A 21326-nucleotide genomic window follows, 5' to 3' on the forward strand; every position below is an offset into this window, starting at 1 on the left:
TCAGAGAAGCATTGTTTCCTGAAGTGTTACCATAGCGACATGAGGTTGTTTCGCGTCAAGAAAAGGACCGAGCCCCTGTATTGGGGCTCGGTCCTCGTTTTTTTTGCAGCCCTGGCCTTTTCATTGGGGCTGGCCTGCCTGGCGCTGCTGGTGCAGGGCGTTCCTCCCTTGCGGGCCATGGCCTTGCTCTGGGAGGGAGGCTTTGGCCATACATGGTCCCTGGAGGACTCGCTGCTCAAGGCGATTCCCATTTACCTGTGCGCCCTGGGAGTTTCCTTCACCTTCCGGATGCAGATCTGGAACATCGGGGCTGAGGGGCAGTTCGCCCTGGGCGCCATCGGAGCAGCCTGGGCCGTACTGACCTTCCCGACCCTGCCCGGATATGTCCTGCTGCCCCTGATGATGCTCTGTTCCGGTGCGGCAGGCGCGGCATGGGCTCTGCTTCCGGCATATACCAAGGTACGCCTGGGCGTGAACGAGATCATCTCCACCTTGATGCTGAACTACATCGGCATCCTGCTGCTGAGCTATCTTGTCTATGGTCCCTGGAAGGATCCGCGCGGAATGGGTTTCCCCATGACCATGGAATACCCGGCCGCGGCGCAGATCGGCATGATCGGCGCCGGCCGGCTGCACTGGGGTCTGGTGCTGTGCGTGGTCCTGAGCGTTTTGGCCTGGGCGTTCCTGAACAAGACCCGGCTGGGATACGAGATCAAGGCCAGCGGCGAAAGCCTGCGCACGGCCCGCTATGCCTTCATGCCGTACGGCTTTCTCGTTTTTCTGGTCATGGGGATCTGCGGCATGATCGTCGGATGGGCCGGGTTCGTGGAAACGTCCGCAGTGGCCCAACGCCTCCAGCCCAGCGTGATGGTCGGGTACGGCTACACCGCGATTGTCGTGGCCTGGGTTGCACGCCTGAAAATCGGGCCCATGGCCCTGGCTGCCTTTTTGCTCGCCGGCTTGCGTGTCGGGGTCGAGATTCTCCAACTCGAACTCCGAGTCCCCGCCGCCTTCGGGTTCATCCTGGAAGGATTGATCCTGCTGACGGTCCTCGCCGGGCAGTTCTTCACGACGTATACCCTACGTTTTGAACGACGCGTGATACAACAATGATCAAATCATCCTCCCCACCGAAATCCTCAACGCAATCGAAATCGCAATCGAAATCGCAATCGAAATCGCAATCGAAATCGAAATCGAAAACAACTTCTCGTGGAGATTGGTGTTTTGATCTGGCTGATTGGCTAACCGTTGGTAACTATTCAGTTCATCCGAGAAAAATAGGACTGGATAGCGATAGCGCCGGCCTTCGCCGGTATGAGATAATTTGGAAAGGACTTGGTATGATACGTCATTCCGGCGAAAGCCGGAATCCAGCTCTGGCGATTGACCCAGAGTATGTGCTGAATAGTTACAACCGTTGTAGATAGCGTGGTTCAATTTCGGTAGAGTGACGATGTGTCGGCATGCTTCAGGAAACAGATCGATTTCGATTGCGATTTCGATTGCGATTTTGTTACGAAATGCGGTTGATTGGGTAGTGTCGGGTAATTCTATTTTGGCTGTAACCGAGGACCAAATCCATGCCCATTGAACTCATCATCGCGCTGCTCGCAGCGGCCGTTCAGTCCGGGACGCCGATTCTGTACGCGACCCTGGGTGAGATGATCACGGAGAAATCCGGCGTGCTCAACCTTGGCGTCGAAGGAATGATGATGGTCGGGGCTCTGGGCGCCTTCTGGTTCAGTCTGACCACCGGAAGCCCCTGGCTGGGTTTCCTGATGGGCGGCCTGTGCGCCTCCATGCTGGCCGCGGTGCACGGCATGGTCTGTCTGGGGTTCCAGGGCAACCAGGTTGTTTCCGGCCTGGCGTTGACCATCATGGGCACGGGGCTGGCCAACTTCCTGGGCACGCCGCTGGTGGGCACCCAGGGGATCGGTTTTTCCCGGATGCCGCTGCCCGTGTTGTCGGATATTCCCGTTCTGGGACCGATTCTGTTCAACCATGACGTTCTCGTCTACCTTTCCTTTGGCCTGCCGGTCCTGATCTGGCTGTTCTTCCGCCATACCCGGCTGGGGCTGCACCTGCGCTCCGCGGGCGAGAACCCGACCGCCGCGGCCACGGCCGGATTGAACGTGGTCGGCCTGCGCTGGCTGGGGATCATCATGGGGGGGTACCTGGTCGGACTCGGGGGAGCCTACCTGTCCCTGGCCTACATTCATCTTTGGTCCAACGGGTTGACCGCGGGCCGGGGGTGGATTGCCGTGGCCCTGGTCATCTTCTCTTTCTGGCGACCGGGACGGGCCGTTTTCGGAGCCTATCTCTTCGGCGGCGTAATGGCCTTTCAGTTGCGCCTGCAAGCCACGGGAACGGACATACCGTCTTCATTCCTGCTGATGCTGCCCTATGCCCTGACCATTCTGGTGCTGGTGGCCTCCACCATGACCGGACGCGGCAGCGCGGCTCCGGCCGCCCTGGGCGTGAACATTCCACCTGAGGAATAGATTGTGATGTCCACCGCGGAAACTCCCCTGATTCGCCTGGAGGGCGTGACCAAGTCCTTCGGACCGGTGCGGGCCAACAACGACATCAGTTTCGATATCCATGGCGGCCGAATTCTCGCCCTGCTCGGCGAAAACGGGGCGGGCAAAAGCACATTGATGAGCATTTTGGCCGGGCGTCTGCACCCGGATGCCGGACGGATTCTGGTTCGGGGGCGGGAGACGCGGTTTGCTTCGCCCAAGGATTCCATTGCCGCCGGCATCGGCATGGTCTACCAGAGCTTCATGCTGGTCAATGCGATGACCGTGGCCGAAAATGTCCTTCTGGGGCAGGAAAAAACGTTCTGGCTTTCCCGCCGCGCCATGGAGCGGGAGGTGGGGGAACTGGCCCGGCGCTTCAACCTGCCCATTGATCCCGGCGCCAGGATCGCGGATCTGTCCATGGGCGAGCGGCAATTGGTGGAAATCCTGAAACTGCTCTACCGCCAGAGCCAGGTCCTGATTTTTGACGAACCCACGGCGGTGCTCACGCCCGTGGAAACGGCGCATCTCTTCGAGGCGCTGTGGAAGATGGCCGAGCAGGGCAAGGCCATCATTTTCATCAGCCACAAGATGGAGGAAGTGATTGCCGTGGCCGACGATGTTGCCGTGTTGCGGGGCGGGGAAGTGGTCGGCCAATGGAAAGCCGACGAGATCCAGTCCAAGGAAGAACTGGCCAGTCGGATGATGGGGCGCAGCGTTTCCCTGGACATTGACAGAACCGAATCGATTCCCGGTGAGGAAGTCCTGCGCATCGAGCATCTCAGCGGTCCCCGTCTGGACGACGTGAACCTGGTGGTGCGCGAGGGCGAGGTCATGGCCCTGGTGGGCGTGGCGGGCAACGGCCAAAAGGAGCTGGTGGAAACAGTGGCCGGGTTGCGGCCGCCGGGAGCGGGACGGGTGGCAATCCTGAGCCGCGAGTGGGCGGATTTTTTTGCCAACCCCTCCTGGAAGGAGACCCTGAGCTACATCCCCGAGGATCGACTTGGCCTGGCTGTTTGCCGGGAAATGACCCTGACAGACAATTTTTTGTTAACAACGCGCCAGGGATTTTGCAGGGGGATGTGGTTGCAGCGCAAGGCAGCCAGGGAAACGGTTGCCCGGAAGGTCAAGGAATTCAACGTGCAGCCGGGCAGGCCGGACATGGCCGCCGGGCGGTTGTCCGGCGGAAATCTGCAGAAACTTGTCCTGGCCCGGGAATTCTATCGCAACTCCAGGCTGATCGTGGCCGAACAGCCCACCCAGGGACTGGACGTCTCTTCCACCGAGGAGGTCTGGCGCCAACTCCTGCAGGCCCGTGCCCATGCCGGCATTCTGCTGGTCACCGGGGATCTGCGCGAAGCCGTGACCCTGGCCGATCGCATCGCGGTCATCTTCCGGGGACGGATCATGGACGACTTTTCCGTGGACGACACGGAGCGCATGAAGCGCATCGGCATGCTCATGGCCGGAGCACAGTAGCCTGGGGATTTGAATGTCCAGCCAGCCCGTGTTTGCGTGCGCGTTTGCTTTTTCGGCATTGCGCAACCAGCATGAACATATTGCAGTGCCGGTACGTTACATCTCGCGACGGTATCGCATGAGTGAATTGTGACTCTGCTTTATGCGGTCCGGCTGCTCCATTTCTTTTTATCGAAGCCACGCCAACTCTTGTCAGACGTTGCGGAAATAGTTATGGTCCGTTACTTTATAATTGTTATCCATGAGGTGAACAGTTCATGAGAAAAACAAAAAATTCGCGCATGGTGTATGCCGTCGCTTTGGTTCTGTTCATTGCCGGTTTCGGGACGTTGCTGATGACCGGATTGAAGCAGAACAGCATCTATTTCCTCAACGTATCCGAAGCCTTGGCCATGCCCGCCGAAGATATTCGCCAGATCCGCCTTTTTGGAACCGTGGCCAACGATGGGCTGGCGTACGACGCGGATCACATGGGAGTGCAGTTTCTTCTGGAAGACAGCGACGATCCTTCCAAGCGCATTCCCGTTCAGTTTCGCGGCGTGGTGCCGGACCTTTTCGTGCCTGGGGCCGAGGTGATTCTGGAGGGCGGTTACCAAGTCCAGGCCGGGTACTTTCATGCCAAGACCTTGATGACCAAGTGTCCCTCCAAGTATGAGGCGGAGAATCGTTCCGGCTGATATCTTTTTCCATTCTTTTGCAGAAGCGGTCCGCGGATGAGATGAGCGGGCCGTTTTTTTTGGAGACTGTTCATGCACATCATTCCGTATTTTGCCTTGTTGGCGGCCCTGTTGATCTCTGTGCTGGGTGCCGCGGCCTGCATCTACCAGGCATGGGAGGGCAGGTCGCGCCTTCTGGCCTGGGTGGAGAACTCCCAGATCGTGGTCTGCACCCTGGTGACCATCAGTTCGTTTTTTCTGTTCTATGCGTTTTACAGCCGTGATTTTTCACTGGTCTACGTCAGCCGCTATTCCGACCTGACCCTGCCGATGTTCTACACCCTGACCGCCTTCTGGGCCGGTCAGGCCGGTTCCATGCTGTTCTGGGCCTGGCTGGTGGTCATTTTCGGCACGCTCTGGGTCTTTTCACCCAAGTACCAGGGGCTGGGAAGCCAGACCAAGGTTTTTTTCTGGATCTTCTTTCTCGCGGTGCAGGCTTTTTTCATGTACCTGCTCACCGGGGTCCAGAATCCGTTCATCGAAATTTCTCCCGCGCCCCTGGACGGCCAGGGATTGAACCCTCTGCTCCAGCATCCGGGAATGATCATTCATCCGCCCACCCTGTTTGTGGGATACGCCGGGTTCACCATTCCGGCCTGTCTGGCTCTGGCCTGCTGGATTGTCGGCGAAAAGCAATCCTGGATTCAGGTGGGCCACAACTGGACCCTGGTATCCTGGATATTTCTCTCCATGGGCATCATCCTCGGCGGGTGGTGGGCCTATCTGGAACTGGGCTGGGGCGGCTACTGGGCATGGGACCCGGTTGAAAACGCCTCGCTGATTCCCTGGCTCAGCGCCACGGCATTTCTGCATACCGCCATCGTCGGGCAGGGGCGCAAGGCCCTGGGCAAGACAAACGTGCTCCTGATGGTCCTGACTCTGGTTCTGTGTTTCATGGCCACCTACCTGGTGCGCAGCGGGGTGATCGATTCCCTGCATGCCTTCGGCGACGGCGGGGTGGGAACGCCGCTGGTGCTGTTCATGATTTTCAGCATGATCCTCACGGGGCTGATCCTCTTTTTCGGACCCAGCCGGGACAATCAAGAGTTGAGCGGCCTGCTCAGCCGTCAGGGCCTGCTCGTGATTACGGCCTGGATTTTGCTGACCCTGGGACTCGTGGTCATGCTGGGTACCTTCTGGCCGGTGATCAGTTCCATCTGGAGCGACAGCCCCATGGGACTGGACGCCGGGTTCTACAACCGGGTCTGCCTGCCGCTCTTCGCGGTGATCGCGGTCATCCTGATCTTCTGCCCCTGGGTGCAGTGGAAGGAAGGCATGCGCCACGGAAAGTGGGTGGCTGCATTGCTCGGGGTCTGGGTGGCCCTGGGCGTGGTGCTCTGGTTCGGCGGTGTCCGTCTGCCACTGGCCCTCGTCAGTGCCAGCGCCGCTCTGGGAATCATTGTCAGTATCGGAATGCTGTTTATCCTGGAACCCGGAATTCGCCGCCGGCGCACCGCCTGGGGCGCATATGGCGTTCACTTCGGAGTGGCGCTGATGGTTTTGGGCATCGCTTTCTCCGGGCCTTACAAGACGGAAGTCGATGCGATTCTCTCCCCCGGAGAGTCGATGACCATCAGGGACTTCACCATCACCTATCAGGGCATTGAAACGTGGAGCACTCCGGCAATGATGGTCTATGCCGCCCGGCTGGAGATTTCCAGGGACGGCGAGGTCATTGGCGAACTCCTGCCCCAGCGGCGCAGCTACCGGACCTGGGACCGTCCCCATGCGAAGATCGCCACCCGGTTCAGCCTGGGCGAGGAACTTTATGCCACTTTGCTGGGATTTACCGAGGACGAAATCATCAGTTTGAGGATGAGCACACATCCCCTGGTGAACTGGGTCTGGATCGGCGGGACCGTACTCTGCCTGGTGGGCTTTGTCGCGTTGCGGACCAACAAGGGCGTGCGGCGTGAAACGGAAATTGCCGCGGCCTGATCAGGCCGCGGCCATCAGGTCATGACATCTGATCGAGGCATGGAGCGCAATTCCACGGGCCTGGTCGATCTGCGCAAGGTCAGCCATTTCTTCGGCGCCCGCCTCGTGTTCCGGAACGTCAGTCTGCGCGTCGTGCCCGGCGAGGTGCTGCTGGTTCTGGGGCCCAACGGAGCAGGCAAGTCCACGCTGCTGCAGATCATCGCCGGCCTGCTGACGCCCACCGGCGGCGAGATCGACTGGGCCCTGGAAAACGGGGAGATCGGCTACCTGGGCCACGGCACCTGCGTGTACCCCTTCATGACGGCCATGGATAACCTCCTGTTCTGGGGACGCATGCACGGCCTGGCGCCGACTTCGGACGCGGTGGTCGCCGTCCTGGACCGGGTCGGGCTGAAAGTCGCGGCCCTGGAACGGGCGGGAACCTTTTCCCGGGGCATGGCCCAGCGGCTGAGCCTGGCGCGCATCCTGCTGCTCAATTCCCGGCTGCTGCTCCTGGACGAACCGGCCACCGGTCTGGATATCGCGTCGCGGGACATCCTGGACCGCGAGATCAGTCAGGCCAGATCCCGCGGAGCGGCCGTGGCCTGGGTCAGCCATGACGCCCAGCGCGACATCCTGCTGGCGGACCGGGTACTGGTTCTGGAAAACAAGGGGCCGGCATTTCTCGGAACCACCCGAAACTACTCCGAATGGGCCGCCAATGCCTAGGTTTTTGATCCTGGCCGTCAAGGATTTGCGGCTGATGCTCGGCCTGGGCCTGGGGCTGGTGCAGACCGTTTTGCTGGGACTGTTGATCATTTTCGTCTTCAGTCTTTCCCTGCCCATCGGGGAGACCATGAGCGGCCAGTCCGCCGCGGCCATCTTCTGGCTGGCCTCGGTTTTCGGCCTTGTCCTGCTGTTCAACGCGCTGTATCACCTCGAAGAGGCGAACAGCGTCCGCCTGGGCCTGCTGCTGGCGCCCATCGCTCCGGGAACCGTTTTTCTGGGCAAGGCCCTGGCCGGTGCCGTACTCCTTTTCCTGGCCCAGATTTTCTTCCTGCTCGGGCTGGTGGTCTTTCTCGGCCAGTCCCTGCACGGACAATGGCTCTGGGCCCTTGGGCTCGTCGCTTCCATGAATCTGGGGCTCGTGGTCATGGGCTCGCTGCTGGGCGCGTTGAGCCAGGGCCAGGCCGCCAGGGAATCCCTGCTCAGCGTGATCCTCTTTCCACTCCTGGTGCCCCTGCTTCTCGGCGGGGTGAAGGTCGGCGGCAGCCTGCTTTCCGGCGCGGGAGTCCATGACGAAACCCAATGGCTGGTCCTGATCCTGGCATTCGACGCGCTTTTTACCGCAGTCGCGCTGATCCTTTTCCCCCTGGTTTTTCGGGAAGGATGAGGGCTGTTCCGGTGCGAGCCGAATTGGGATCAACCAACAGGTGATATGCAAAAAATTCCTTATCTCTCCTATCTCGCCGCGATCGCCGCGCTTCTTCTGGTGATCGCCCATCTGGTCATCTGGCTGCACGCTCCCGTGGAACTGACCATGGGCCTGGTGCAGAAGATTTTTTATCTCCACCTGCCCCTGGCGTGGTGGGCAATGCTCAGCTTTTTTCTGGTCTTTGTCGGCAGTGTCGGGGTGCTCCTGCGCAAAAACGACTTCTGGGATGCCCTGGCCGGGTCCGCCGCGGAACTGGGAGTCCTGTTCAGCGGTCTGGCCCTGATCACCGGCTCCCTGTGGGCCCGCCCGATCTGGAACGTCTGGTGGACCTGGGATCCGCGGCTGACCACGGCCCTGATCATGTGGTTCGTGTATACGGGATACCTGATCCTGCGGACATCGCCGTTGCCTCATGTCAAACGCCGCACCCTGTGCGCGGTCCTGGGAATCGTGGCCTTCGTGGACATTCCCCTGGTGTTTTTCTCCACCCGTTTGTGGCGCAGCATTCATCCCTCCGTGATCACCTCCTCCGGCGGGGGCATGGAACCGGAGATGTGGCATGCCATGGGCGCGTCTCTTGCCGCCATGGGCGTGCTCTGGCTGGTCCTGCTGATCGTGCGGACACGACAGATTACCGCGACCCAGCGGCTGGACAGCCTCTGGTCGGCACGGCTCTGATTCCTGAAATGTCGGTACCTGCACCGTTCATTCCCTTGCAGTATCTCCGTTCCCGTCCACTCCTTTAGTTTATCGAGTGTTTCGTGTAGATTTTCACCATGCACGGTTCAGCCGGTACCTGCGATCGGCTGGACAACAGGTCTCAGCGCTTTTCGACCATCTTGAACGTCCGCCATTTTCATGATCCATAAATTGACCAATCCCAAACTCTATCTGATGCTCCTCATCGATGGCCTGATCTTCACCATGGCCATCGTTCTGGGCTATCTGATTCGGTTCGATTTTCAGGTCGATGAATTTTATCAAGCCCAGATGGTCCAACTGCTGGTGGTCGCCATCCCCATCAAGCTGGTGTTGTTCTCCATTTTCGGGTTGTATCGCGGGATGTGGCGGTATACGGGACTGGATGACTTGTGGCACGTGGTTCAGGCTTCGCTGGTCAGCAGTCTTTTGCTGGTCGCGGCCATGTTCACCTGGAATCGTCTGGAGGGCTATCCACGGACGGTCTTTCTGCTGGATGCCGCGTTTACCATGCTTTTTGCCGGCGGACTGCGCATGATGATCCGCTCCGGCTACACCATGCAGGGCAGCGTGCGCAATTTCCCCTGGTGCATTCCCTTGCGGCGCACTCCCAAGGGCAAGCGCGTGCTCATTCTGGGCGCCGGCGATGCCGGTGAAAAGATCCTGCGTGAGATCATCGAGAACCCGGTCCTGGACCATCACGTGGTCGGATTCCTGGACGACGATCCGGACAAGAAGGGCCGGGCCCTGCATGGCGTTCCGGTTCTGGAAGAGATCAACATGCTGCCGTATGTCGTGCAGAAGGTTTTGCCCGATGAGTTGCTGATCGCCTTGCCGTCCGTCAGCGGCACCCGGATGCGGAGCATCGTCGAACTGTGCAAGGAGGTGGACGTTCCCTTCAAGACCCTGCCGGTGATCGGCGAGATCATCGACGGCAAGGTCAGCGTGCGTTCCTTGCGGGAGGTCAATTTCCAGGATCTGCTTGGCCGTCCCGCAGTGCATCTGGACGACGAGGGCATTCGCGGCATTCTCGCTGGAAAGCGTGTTCTGGTCACGGGATGCGGCGGTTCCATCGGCTCCGAATTGTGCCGTCAGATTATTCGCTACAAACCGGAAAACCTGATCTTGTTGGATTCCAGCGAGACCAATCTGTATGCTGTCCAGATGGAACTGGAGCACGAGCATCGTTTTTCGGCATACGTGCCGGTGCTGGGGCAGGTCCAGGATGTCGAACTGATGGAGGATCTGTTTGCCGCCTACACGCCGGAGGTGGTTTTCCACGCCGCGGCCTACAAGCATGTGCCCATGCTGGAGAACAATCCCTGGCAGGCGGTCTGGACCAATATCGTCGGGAGCAGGGTGGTCATGGAAAAATCCCTGGCCCATGGCGTGCGACGGTTTGTTCTGGTCTCCACGGACAAGGCCGTCCGCCCGACCAACGTCATGGGGGCCAGCAAGCGGGTGGCCGAGCTGCTGCTGCGCCGCATCCAGAACGGGCAAACCAAGTTCATGGCCGTGCGCTTTGGAAACGTGGTCGGTTCTTCCGGTTCGGTCATTCCCCTGTTCCGCCGGCAGATCGAACTGGGGGGGCCCGTCACCGTGACCCATCCGGACATGATCCGCTATTTCATGACCATCCCCGAATCCGTGCAGCTGATCCTTCAGAGCGCGACCCTGGGCAAGGGCGGCGAGATCTTCGTCCTGGACATGGGCACGCCGGTGCGCATTCTGGACATGGCCAGGGATCTGATCCGCCTGTCCGGCAAGGAGCCGGACGTGGACATCCCCATCGTGATCACCGGTCCGCGGGAAGGCGAGAAGATGTTCGAGGAACTGATCACCGACAGCGAGGGCGTGGACAGCACAAGCCACGAAAAGATCATGGTCCTGCTCGAGAACGGGTGTCGGACCGAGGCGGATTGCAAACAGGAAGCGGACTTGTTCCATGCCCTGCTGGAGGAACTGCAGGTTGCCGCACGTAATCATGACGCCGGAACCGTCAAGGACGTCCTGCGACGCATGGTGCCTGAATACAAGATTCAGGAGACCAAATGCCTCCTGACCGGGCAGGAGGGCGATCACGGGGCCGCAAATGCGCAACCGTCGGGCGCTGCCCCGCAACGGATTTCAGAGGAGGCGGCATGAGCGGGAACACGTTCGGCCGGGTCTTTCGCCTGACCACCTTCGGCGAATCCCATGGCCCCGGACTGGGCGGCGTTGTGGACGGCTGTTCCGCGGGGATTGCCCTGGATGAAGACATGATCCAGCAGGAGCTGGATCGCCGCAAGCCCGGGCAGGGGCTGGGAACCACCACCCGCAAGGAGTCGGACCTGGTCCGCCTACTCTCCGGCGTGTTCCAGGGCAGGACAACCGGAACCTCCATCGGGTTTTACATTGCCAACGAGGATCAGCGTTCCCGAGACTACGGTCGGCTGGAGAGCATGTATCGGCCGGGACATGCCGACTTCACCTATCAGGCCAAGTACGGCATCCGCGACCATCGCGGCGGCGGACGCTCCTCGGGGCGGGAAACCGTTTGTCGGGTGGCGGGCGGCGCCATTGCCGGAGCATTGTTGGCGACCATGGGCATTGCCGTGACGGCGTACACCGTCGAACTCGGCGGCATTGCCGCCGGTTCCGTGGATCCGGAGGCCGCGGCGGAACGGCCTTTTTTTGCCGCAAACAGCGATGTTGTTTCCTTGTGGGAGGAGCGGATCAGAAATGTCCGGGACGCGGGAGACACCCTGGGAGGAGTGGTGGAGATCGTTGCCGACGGAGTCCCCGCGGGGCTTGGCGAGCCGGTCCTGGACAAGCTGGACGCCCGCCTGGCCTGCGCCGTAATGGGCGTGGGCGCGGTCAAAGGCGTGGAGATCGGTTCCGGCTTTCAGGCCGCCCGAATGCTGGGCAGCGAGAACAATGATCCGATTCTGGCTGACGGATTTGCCACGAACAATGCCGGCGGCATTCTCGGCGGCATCAGCTCAGGTCAACCCGTGCTGATCCGGGCCGCGGTCAAGCCAATTCCCTCCATCGCCAAGCCCCAGGTTACCATCGACAACCAGGGCCGGGAGCAGGAACTGCGGATCGGCGGCCGTCACGACATTTGCGCCATTCCCCGTATCGTCCCCGTGCTCAAGGCCATGGTCTGCCTGACCCTGGCGGACATGCTGCTGCTGCAACGCATGCAACATCCATGATGCGGGTATGTCGCGTCTGGCTGAATCACCCGCTTGATCCCTTTTTGCAACCCACAAGAAACGCCTTCCCGCTCATGAAGCAGGAAGGCGTTTCGTAACTGCTAAAAAAGGTCGGGCGATGAGGTTTAACGTGCAAGGAGTGTCTCCGGGATGGAGTTTCGTGATTCAGCTACTGGGGCCACGCTCCAGCCGGAACTTTGTCCTGAGTGCGTTACACCGCTGCCGCAATGGGGTGCGGCGCTCCCTGGATTCAACCCGCTGATTGCCACAAGTTTTTGCGCAGTTACGGCGTTTCTTTTTGGATCAAGTCGATCACCGGGTTGTCAGCGGATGATTCGCGGCATCGTCACGCAACCTGGACTTCTTCCTCGCCCACCTCTTGAACCACGCTCAGTTCCTCCGCGGAAAAGATCTTGTCGATGTTCAGGATAATGATGAATTGATCCGCGCTCTTGCCCATGCCTTCGATGAATTCGGTCTTGATTCTGGTGCCCAGACGCGGCGCCGGCTCGATCTGATCAGGCTCCAGGTCGATGACTTCCTGAACCGAATCGGCCAGTGCTCCCAGGATGGTGGATTCACCATCCACATCCACTTCCACAATGATAATGCAGGTGTTTACGGTCTGCCCGGTCTTGCTCAACCCGAACTTGAGGCGCATGTCCACCACGGGAACGGCCCGGCCACGGACATTGATCACCCCGCGCAGAAACTCCGGAGTCCGCGGCACGCGCGTTATTTCCGTATACTCCAGAACCTCGCGCACCTTGGCAATGTCCATGGCGTACAGTTCCCTGTCCAACGTAAACGTCAGATATTGACTCAACGTTTTGCTGAGTTTCTCGTTCATTTCTTACCTCCCGAATAAGGATCTTCTATGGCTGGCGATTATCGTCGTTGATCAGAATTTTTCAAACTCGTCATCTTTTTCAGCAGCCATGTCCAAAGCAAATCCGGCATTTTTCGGCTGCTTGCCGGCGGCCGGCTTTGCCGGGAGGATGTTGCGAGCCGAACTGCTGACGTTTCGCACCTGCGGGGAACGAGCGCGGCTTCCGATGTCTCCGCGCATTTTGAAGAAGGCCATGGTGGCCTGCAGTTCTTCGGCCTGGCTGGAGAGTTCCTCGGAGGTGGAGGCCATCTGCTCGGCTGCCGAGGCGTTCTGCTGGATGACCTGATCCAGTTGCTGCACTGCCTTGTTGATCTGCTCCACGCCGATGCTCTGTTCCCGGCTGGCGGCGTTGATCTCCTGGATCAGTTCTGCCGTGCGCTGAATGTCCGGGACGATCTTGACCAGCATTTCCCCGGCCTGCTCGGCCACCTGCACGCTGGACGTGGAGAGTTCGCTGATTTCCGTGGCTGCCGTACCGCTGCGTTCGGCCAGTTTGCGCACCTCCGCGGCGACCACGGCAAACCCTTTGCCCGCATCGCCGGCGCGGGCCGCCTCGATGGCCGCGTTCAGGGCCAGGAGATTGGTCTGGCGGGCGATCTCCTCGATGATGGAAATCTTGTCCGCGATCTGCTTCATGGCCGTCACGGTCTGGGCCACGGCCTTGCCGCCGCTTTCCGCGTCCTTGGCCGCCTGCAGGGCGATCTTTTCGGTCTGGGCCGCATTGTCGGCGTTCTGCTTGATGTTGGAGGTCATCTCTTCCATGCTTGAGGAGACTTCCTCCACGGCCGCGGCCTGTTCCGTGGCGCCCTGGGACATCTGCTCGGCCGAGGCGGAGAGCTGCTCGCTGCCCGAGGCCACGTTTTCCGAAGCCGATTTGACCTCGCCGACGATCTCCCGCAGCTTGTTCTGCATGCCCTGCATGGCCTTGCCCAGGATGCCGATTTCGTCGTTCTGGTCCACGGCCAGCTTGGCGTCCAGCTCGCCCTCGGCAAGTTCCTTGGAAAAGAAAACACCCAGCCCCACGGGCAGGGTGATGGCCCGAGTCAGGAATACGGCGATGAAAACACCAAGAACAAGGGCCACGGCCAAGCCAATGATCATGATCATGGAGGCCCGGCCCAGATTGACCACGGCCTGGTCGGCGATGGACTGGGTTTCGCTCAGGCCCAGTTGAGCCGTTTCTTCCGCCAAGGTCAAAAGTTCGTATCCGACCTGGGTGCGGCGCACGCCGATCTGGTCCAGATCCCGCCAATTCGTGAGCAGGGAGTTCATGGCGTTCTGGTAACCGGCCGCCGCATCCTGAATCGCGGCAATCTGGCGCAGATCAGCCTCCTGAAAGGTGCGGGACCTGATCATGGTCAATGTTTGTTCGATGCGGGCAAAATCGGCCATGGCTTCTTCGATGATGCCCGGGTCGCGTTCCGCCTGGGCCCGCCAGGCGCTGATCCGGACAGCATTGCCGAGATCAATGACATCATTGATTCCATTGATCTTCTCCAATCGCTCCTGAAGACTTGCCGCGGCTGCTGCGGTGCGGATCTCGGCGGTCATGGCCTCGTTTTGTGAGATCAGGAAGTTTTCCGCGCTGAGCATGAACTGGCTTGCGCTGGTATCCATGGATTGGCGGTCGGTGTTCATGGCCTGGATTCGAGCCACGGTCTGGTCGATCAGGTTGGAGTAGGCATTCAAGCGTTCCGCGCCGACACGAGCGTTCTCCCGCAGAGCGGGCAGCGATTGGCGCTCGGCCAGGTTTTGGGCATCCGCCAGGGCCTGCTGTACTTCCGCAGCCTCCCGCCTCCCTTCCTCAAGAAATTGGGCCTGTTCCGTAAATCCATACCCGCGGATCGCATACATCAGCTGCAAGGTGTTCCGTTCCAGCTCATTGGCCACCTCCACTTCCGGAACATAGGCCACGGCCAGACGGGTGGCCTCGGTTTCCACGCGTTTCATGTTCCAGACGCCTATTCCACCCAAAAGACAAGCTATGAGGATCAGCAAGCCGAATCCCATTCCAATCTTCAGCCCCAGCTTCATGTTTTTCATGCCACCTTCTCCTGTTAGACGTGTTTACGGCAAGGAACCAGGTATTGTCTCCGCACTCAAGGCAGAGGCAACTTCACGCAACAACTCGTCCGCATCAAAAGGCTTGTTGATGATTTTCCAACAGCCCATTGCTCGTAGCTTTGAAGCATATTCATTGTGGTCATAACCGGTCATGACGATTATTTTTGGTATTTGTGACATGATCGATTTTCCGGTGAGGGCTTCCATCAGTTCGATGCCGCTCATCCGCGGCATTCTGATATCCGTAATGACCAGATCAACGTTGTGATTGCTTTCCGAAAGTTCATTCAGGATTGCCATGGCTTCAATTCCGTGTCCGGCCTCGTAAACAGAATAGCCCTGCTGACGGAGAACCAGGCATATTGAAAAACGAAACTTCGATTCGTCTTCGACAATCAGGATGCTTTTGGAAGCCATGGCCACTCTTTGCGATTGCAGTGCCGCTGTCAGCGGGTTGGAAGGTCTGACCCGATTTTACTCAAGATCTGTAGTAACTATTCAGCACATACTCTGTGGTCACTCGCCGGAATGACGTATCACACCACGTCCTTTCCAAGTTAAGTCATACCGGCGAAGGCCGGCGCTATCGCTATCCAGTCCGATTTTTCTCGGATGAACTGAGTAAGTTACGATCTGTACTGCAGATACTTGGGTATTCCGGATTAGGATCTCTTGAGCAGGGATTGTACCAAGTCAGGTATTTTTCTTATCATCACGGAATAATGAAGTAATTTCTTGCAGCCTTTCAATTTCAACCAAAGGTGAGGGCGGGGAGGAGATCTTTTGTCAACCCATGTTGACGGATGCGGAAGGGGGACATGGGATGACATTCATCATCAGATGCAGGATTCGAAACGGACATGCAGCAAGACCACCGCGCGAAGAGCGTCGCTGTGCCACTGTCAGGAGAGGATGTGCGGAGTTGTTCTGTTGAAATACGGTAACTACTCAGCAGAGCGAGAATATAGATATGGATACCGTCCTTCGCCGGTATGACTAACATTGAAACAGCTTGCTCCGATCCGTCATTCCGGCGAAAGCCGGAATCCAGAGTGGGGACTGGTCATGTGCCGGATGTGCTGAATAGTTACGAAATACGTTGTCAGTTTTTATTGACAGCGCAGTTGTCAACATGAGTTGACAGAAGGGGAGGTCGCTGATTTTCCAGCGTTACCTGGTGCACTCGCTTGTGCATAGCTTGGCGGGATATGCCGAGCATGCGCGCTGCCGCGGCCTGATTTCCGTGAGCACGGCGCATGGCTTCCCGAACCAGCAGGTCAATGGTTTGATCCATGGTCGGCAGCGGATCGGGAAACTGCATGGTGTTTTCAGAGCGGGTATTGTCCTCGATGGCAGGTACGTGCGGCGATTTGAGCAGCCGGGACAGCCTGCGGATCAGGACTTCCTGTCCGCCATGGGCCGCGGCGTTGAAGATCAGGGCACGCAGCTCCCTGACATTGCCCGGGAAATTGTAGGCCTGCAAGAAACTTCTCAGCCTCGGTTCAATATGCCGGAAAGGACTTTTGAACTCCTCGGCAGCTTGGCTGAGATAATAATCGGCCAGCAATGGAATGTCCTCGGGGCGTTCCCGGAGCGGGGGCAGGTGCACGTGATAGGTGTTGATTCGGTAAAAAAGATCCTTGCGAAACCGATTCCGGCGCACTTCGACTTCCAGGTTCCGGTTCGTGGCCAGGACAATTCGGGCCCTGCTTCGGCACGGTTTGTCCGCTCCCAGCGGATAGAATTCACGATCCTGGATCAGCTTGAGGAGCTTGATTTGGGAAGACATCGTCAAATCCCCGATTTCATCCAGAAACAAGGTGCCGTTCCGGGCCTGCTCCACCATGCCTTGACGTGGGACCGCGGCATCGGTGAATGCCCCCTTGACGTGGCCGAACAGCGTGTCCGCGAAGATGTTGTCATCCAGACCAGCCGCGTTCAAGGCGACCAGCGGACCGCTCCTGCCGCTGACCTGATGCAGGGCTGTTGCGATCAGATCCTTGCCTGTTCCGGTTTCTCCGGTGATCAAAACCGGATCGGATGCCGGAGCGACGACTTCCAGGTACTGGAAAATCGCGTTCATCTTCCGATTCGCTGTAATGATTCCGGCAAAGGCTTCGGGATGCTCCAGTTTGCCTGAAAGAAGTCGTTGGCGCAGGCTGAAATTCTGTCGAATCAGCACAGCATGGCTCAACGCTCGCCGGACCGTGGCGACAAGCTGTTCCGGCTCCACGGGTTTGACAAGATAGTCGAATGCTCCGGCCTTCATGCACCGCACGGCGGTTTCTGTTTCATCCACCCCGGTTATGACCACCACCACGACATGCGGGCACTCTTCGCGAAGTCGCAGCAATACTTCTTCTCCGGAAATGTCGGGCATGTACAAGTCCAGCAGGACCAGGGAGCATTCAAGGTCGGGGAGAAGAGAGAGGATCTCCCGTCCGTTGTTGAAGGTCGTGATTTCCTCATAACCGGCCGAACGCAGCGTGTAGTTCACTCCTTCCAGGAGCCGCTGCTCGTCATCGACGATGAATATGGGATGATTCGAGGGAGTGAGAGGCATTATGCAGGAACGTTCAGGTAGACGGTGACGGTTGTGCCCAGATCCGGTGCTGAATCAAAAAGCATCTGACCTCCATGGTCCTGGACCACGGCCATGGAAATGGTCAAGCCCAGCCCGACGCCGCCGTGGTCCTGCTTGGTGCTGAAAAAAGGATCGCAGATTCGGCCGACAATATCCGGAGGGATGCCGCAGCCGTTGTCGGTAACGCGCATCGCGATTTGACTCCCTTTGTTGCACGGGAAGGTTTCCAGGGCAATGCAGTGATCTTTATGCGGCAGAGCCTGGCATGCATTGATCAGCAGATTGACGACCACCTGCTCCAGCTTCTGAAAATCTCCCCGGATCAACGGCAGATTCGGCGCCAATGAAACGGTGAACTGGTTTGTATGCTGGGTGATGGTTTTGCGAAGCATGACCAGGGCGGCTTCGATCACCTGATTCAGTTGAACCTCCTGATTCATATCCGGCGGGGCTTGCCTCGCGAAATTTTTCAGTTCGGAAACAATGCGTTTGATTCGCTTGCTGCCTTCGTGAATACCGGAAAAAAGTTCCGCTACATATCCGCGCATTTGCGAAAAGGGAATTCCGGCCAGGGTGAATTCCGGGTGCCGTTCCTGATGCGCTTCCAGAACGGGCACGGCGTCCTGCCAGGATTTTTCCAGAAGAGGGGCGTTGAGCATGATGAAGTTGTTGGGATTGTTCACTTCATGGGCCACGCCGGCCACCAGAGTGCCCAGTGCGGTCATTTTCGCGGCCTGGAGCAGTTGTTCCTGTTGCTCGCCGGCTTTCAGCACCGCTGTCTTGTGCTGGGTGATATCCTTGGCAAAGCCGATGATTCCAGCTGGAGAATTATTCTGATTGCGAAAGATCATGCGATCCGTGAGCCTCCAGCCATGCACGCCTGATATCGAGGCGTATTGTTCCTCCATGCCCATCTGTTCCGTGCCCGTACGCAGTACTTCCAGGTCTATTTCACGGAATTTGTCGGCAATCTTTCTCGGGAAGATGTCATGGTCGGTTTTGCCAAGGATGTGTTCCTGGGAAATTCCGAGAGTCTTGCAAAAGGTTTTGTTTGCCTGGAGATATGTTCCGTTATGGTCCTTTTGCCAGATCAGAGCTGGAACCGTATCCACGATCAGGCTCAGATGGCGCTGTGTCTCCCGCAACACAGCCTTCTCACGCTCCAATTCCCGGAACAGGAGATCAAAAGGCTTGGTCAGCCCGGACCGGATCAAGGCGAGGTAGATGAACATGTAGGAAATGATTTTCAGGAAATGGCCGATGATGTTGGAAATATCAAAGACGCCCAAATATGTGGTGAACGTCAATTCCGCGGCGACGCTTACAGCCATGGATCCTGCCATGAGCCTGTAGACCTTCTCGTCCAGCATGGCCCGTTTTCGATACAAAATGCCAAAGGCAGCCGCCAGGACAAGACAGATGACGTACTCGCTCCATACCTTGAAGGGCGTCAGGCCGATGCTCTCCAGATGGCAATCGGGAAAAACGCACCAGAAAAAAATCATGCCCAGCAAGAGCGCGGTCAGACCGGCCCAGAAGGCCAATCCGATCAAGGGGGGAATTCTGCGTCCCAACAGGAGTGAGAAGAGCAGCAGCGCAAGGCCTTCCATGTACCGACCCGCAACCCAGAGCTGGGTCGGCAGGTTGGTGCCCCATTCATCCGGAAAGAAGCCCATGTCCTTGAAAGCCAGTGTATGCAGGAGATCCACGAACCCGATGAACAAATAGGCGGATCCGAGCAGAAGCAGGGCGTCATTGTTGATGTAGCGCCGAGCGTTCCAGACCAGTATGAACACGGCCCAGGCCACGGCAATGGAGAACAATTCGGCAATACCGTGGAAAAGCAGAAAATTGTACCTGCTGACAATGAACAGCATGGACAGCGTTGCCGCACCGAGGAGGTACCAGATGAAATCGGATGACTTGAAGATCGTCCGCGAAACCGATTGCCGCGGAATGTTTTGGCGACTATTCATGGGAAACAATGCAATAGGGACTTGGATTGCTTTTGGTTTTCGTGCAGATTGCGCAATTATCCGCCTGCGTCGTCTGTCCGGAATAGAACATCACCCGGAACGCGCTTCGCAAGCCAAGAACGGGACACGCCGTTGAAATGCAGGCAGTACGACACTATTCAAAACCTGACAATCCAATGACTGCTCCCGGTCATAATTGGCCTACCAGTACAGATTATGCAAATATCGGCGCCAATGTTCTTGTTATCTTCGAATTCCAATTGCCTGTAACTGAAGATGAATAGTCCTGTACACTCGCAATCGAAATCGCAATCGAAATCGATAAAAAATAATGAACTATTGCGATACCGCTTCGATTTCGACTGCGATTTCGATTGCGAGTGCGATTATGAAATATTGCAAAGTTGAATCAATTGTGTGTTTCCGGGAGCAAATTGGGATAGCTTTTCTGCTGAGGTCCGGCTTGCGATGCGTTCCGGTTCATGAAAATATGCGTTCAAAAAATCCACCCCTAACCAAGGAGTCGATCATGGATCTCTTTGAAGCTTTGCATACCAGGCGGAGCATTCGCAAATTCGACCCCAACAAGCCGGTGAGTGATGAGGACCTCAACAAGATTCTTGGCGCCGCCATGATTGCCCCCAGCGCCGGGAACGCTCAGCCCTGGCATTTCGTGGTGGTCACGGACCCGGTTCTGAGGGAGGAGTTGAGTCGGATTCATCCATATATCGGCATGCTGCGCGATGCGCCGATGGGGATCGTGATTTGCGCTGAACTGGCTTTGGAAAAGTACCCCGGATATTGGGTGCAGGATTTGGCCGCCGCGGTTCAGAATCTGCTCCTGGCAGCGCGTGGTCTCGGGCTGGGGACTGTCTGGACCGGGGTCTGCCCGATCCAGGAGCGCATGGATGCCGTGCGCCGGATACTCCGACTGCCGGACGGCGTGGAGCCCCATGCCGTTGTTCCCCTGGGATGGCCGTTACAGGAATTCAAGCGCCAGGACCGGTACAAGGAAGAGCGGGTACACCGCAATGGCTGGTAGTATTCTTCTTGAATCATGACCTGAGAGTGAGTAGAGGCAGATGGATTCATCTCGGGATGCATTTGCCGAGAAAAGACAACCGGTTGAGGATTCGCTCTCGCACTTTGCGATGGCCATGAACATCAAGGACATGCCTATGTTGACCTTTGCGGAAGAAATCCTGCTCTTGGCTCTGGATGACCAGAATGGAAAAATCAAACCCTTGCCGCCTCAGGCCCTGCGATATGCCCTGGTTGGGGCGCTGCTCACGGAATTGGCCCTGCTGGACCGAATCGACACGGACCTTGATACGCTTAAGGTAATCAATACCGAACCCACGGGCGATGAACTGCTGGATCTCGTGCTGGAGCGTCTGGCGTCTTCGCGTACGGAGTGCGGCACCACCTATTGGCTGACGGAACTGGCCTGGCATATGCGGGATTTGCAGGATCATGTTCTGCGACAGCTTGTGAACAAAGACGTCCTGAAGATCGAGAATCGTAAGATTCTGTGGGTTTTTGCCGTTCGTCGCTATCCGCTGATGGATGATCGGGAAGTCAAGGAAGTAAAAACCCGCCTGCGCGAATTGATCATGAGCGACAACATCCCTGACCCGCGGGAGGCCGTGCTGGTCAGCCTTGTCAGCGCGTGTCAATTGTTTGATGAAATTTTTACCCCTGAAGAATTGAACAACTTGCGGCCTCGCATCACGGAACTGGCCAAACTGGATCTGATCGGCCGTGAAGTATCCCGTTCCATCAATGAAATTTCTTTGGCCGTGGCCGCGTCCATGCCGGCAATGATGTAATCTGATTCCCCATCTTCAT

Annotated in this window: 17 protein-coding genes; 12 read left to right on the forward strand and 5 right to left on the reverse strand. The window is 58.0% G+C overall.

The window, feature by feature from the left end:
* Positions 1 to 39 precede the first annotated feature (39 nt).
* The 10 genes from ACYQ15_RS04690 (at position 40) to aroC (ending at position 11965) form a co-directional block, all read left to right on the forward strand.
* Entirely contained in the window at positions 40 to 1113 is a 1074-nt protein-coding gene (locus tag ACYQ15_RS04690; RefSeq protein ID WP_459936364.1) for an ABC transporter permease, read from the forward strand.
* Between the two features lie 470 nt (positions 1114 to 1583).
* Positions 1584 to 2504 (forward strand): ABC transporter permease, encoded by a 921-nt coding sequence (locus tag ACYQ15_RS04695; protein WP_459936365.1) that lies wholly within the window; start codon positions 1584 to 1586, stop codon positions 2502 to 2504.
* Positions 2505 to 2510: 6 nt separating this feature from the next.
* Positions 2511 to 4001, forward strand: coding sequence for an ABC transporter ATP-binding protein (locus tag ACYQ15_RS04700; protein ID WP_459936366.1), 1491 nt, complete (start codon positions 2511 to 2513; stop codon positions 3999 to 4001).
* A 257-nt stretch (positions 4002 to 4258) separates the two neighbouring features.
* On the forward strand, positions 4259 to 4678 hold the full coding sequence (locus tag ACYQ15_RS04705) for a cytochrome c maturation protein CcmE (RefSeq protein WP_459936367.1): 420 nt from the start codon (positions 4259 to 4261) through the stop codon (positions 4676 to 4678).
* A gap of 72 nt (positions 4679 to 4750) precedes the next feature.
* Positions 4751 to 6655: a heme lyase CcmF/NrfE family subunit gene (locus ACYQ15_RS04710; RefSeq protein WP_459936368.1), complete on the forward strand. Its 1905-nt coding sequence runs from the start codon at positions 4751 to 4753 to the stop codon at positions 6653 to 6655.
* A 21-nt stretch (positions 6656 to 6676) separates the two neighbouring features.
* Entirely contained in the window at positions 6677 to 7363 is a 687-nt protein-coding gene (locus tag ACYQ15_RS04715) for an ABC transporter ATP-binding protein (RefSeq protein WP_459936369.1), read from the forward strand.
* Entirely contained in the window at positions 7356 to 8027 is a 672-nt protein-coding gene (locus ACYQ15_RS04720; protein WP_459936370.1) for a heme exporter protein CcmB, read from the forward strand. Before ACYQ15_RS04715 ends, ACYQ15_RS04720 begins: the two co-directional genes overlap by 8 nt.
* 45 nt (positions 8028 to 8072) lie before the next feature.
* Positions 8073 to 8747: a cytochrome c biogenesis protein CcsA gene (gene ccsA, locus ACYQ15_RS04725; protein ID WP_459936371.1), complete on the forward strand. Its 675-nt coding sequence runs from the start codon at positions 8073 to 8075 to the stop codon at positions 8745 to 8747.
* A 180-nt stretch (positions 8748 to 8927) separates the two neighbouring features.
* On the forward strand, positions 8928 to 10913 hold the full coding sequence (locus ACYQ15_RS04730; RefSeq protein WP_459936372.1) for a polysaccharide biosynthesis protein: 1986 nt from the start codon (positions 8928 to 8930) through the stop codon (positions 10911 to 10913).
* Positions 10910 to 11965 carry a chorismate synthase gene (gene aroC / locus ACYQ15_RS04735; RefSeq protein ID WP_459936373.1) on the forward strand — a complete coding sequence of 352 codons (1056 nt, stop codon included), beginning with the start codon at positions 10910 to 10912 and terminating at the stop codon, positions 11963 to 11965. The genes ACYQ15_RS04730 and aroC overlap by 4 nt, the downstream gene beginning before the upstream one ends.
* Before the next feature lie 346 nt (positions 11966 to 12311).
* Here aroC and ACYQ15_RS04740 read toward each other — a convergent pair whose 3' ends face one another.
* From ACYQ15_RS04740 to ACYQ15_RS04760, 5 genes are all read right to left on the reverse strand, one after another.
* On the reverse strand, positions 12312 to 12815 hold the full coding sequence (locus tag ACYQ15_RS04740) for a chemotaxis protein CheW (RefSeq protein WP_459936374.1): 504 nt from the start codon (positions 12813 to 12815) through the stop codon (positions 12312 to 12314).
* A gap of 51 nt (positions 12816 to 12866) precedes the next feature.
* A complete protein-coding gene (locus tag ACYQ15_RS04745) occupies positions 12867 to 14897 on the reverse strand; it encodes a HAMP domain-containing methyl-accepting chemotaxis protein (protein ID WP_459936375.1) in 2031 nt (676 codons plus the stop codon).
* Between the two features lie 24 nt (positions 14898 to 14921).
* Positions 14922 to 15335: a response regulator gene (locus ACYQ15_RS04750; protein WP_459936376.1), complete on the reverse strand. Its 414-nt coding sequence runs from the start codon at positions 15333 to 15335 to the stop codon at positions 14922 to 14924.
* A 685-nt stretch (positions 15336 to 16020) separates the two neighbouring features.
* Positions 16021 to 17481, reverse strand: coding sequence for a sigma-54-dependent transcriptional regulator (locus ACYQ15_RS04755; RefSeq protein ID WP_459936377.1), 1461 nt, complete (start codon positions 17479 to 17481; stop codon positions 16021 to 16023).
* The gene (locus tag ACYQ15_RS04760; protein WP_459936378.1) at positions 17481 to 19478 is read right to left on the reverse strand and encodes an MASE3 domain-containing protein; all 1998 of its coding nucleotides are present in this window, start codon (positions 19476 to 19478) and stop codon (positions 17481 to 17483) included. Before ACYQ15_RS04760 ends, ACYQ15_RS04755 begins: the two co-directional genes overlap by 1 nt.
* Before the next feature lie 529 nt (positions 19479 to 20007).
* Here ACYQ15_RS04760 and ACYQ15_RS04765 point away from each other — a divergent pair.
* Positions 20008 to 20520 carry a nitroreductase family protein gene (locus ACYQ15_RS04765; protein ID WP_459936379.1) on the forward strand — a complete coding sequence of 171 codons (513 nt, stop codon included), beginning with the start codon at positions 20008 to 20010 and terminating at the stop codon, positions 20518 to 20520.
* 40 nt (positions 20521 to 20560) lie between these two features.
* The gene (locus ACYQ15_RS04770) at positions 20561 to 21307 is read left to right on the forward strand and encodes a GOLPH3/VPS74 family protein (RefSeq protein WP_459936380.1); all 747 of its coding nucleotides are present in this window, start codon (positions 20561 to 20563) and stop codon (positions 21305 to 21307) included.
* The last annotated feature ends 19 nt before the right edge of the window (positions 21308 to 21326 follow it).

This window comes from Desulfonatronum parangueonense (genome assembly GCF_054656975.1).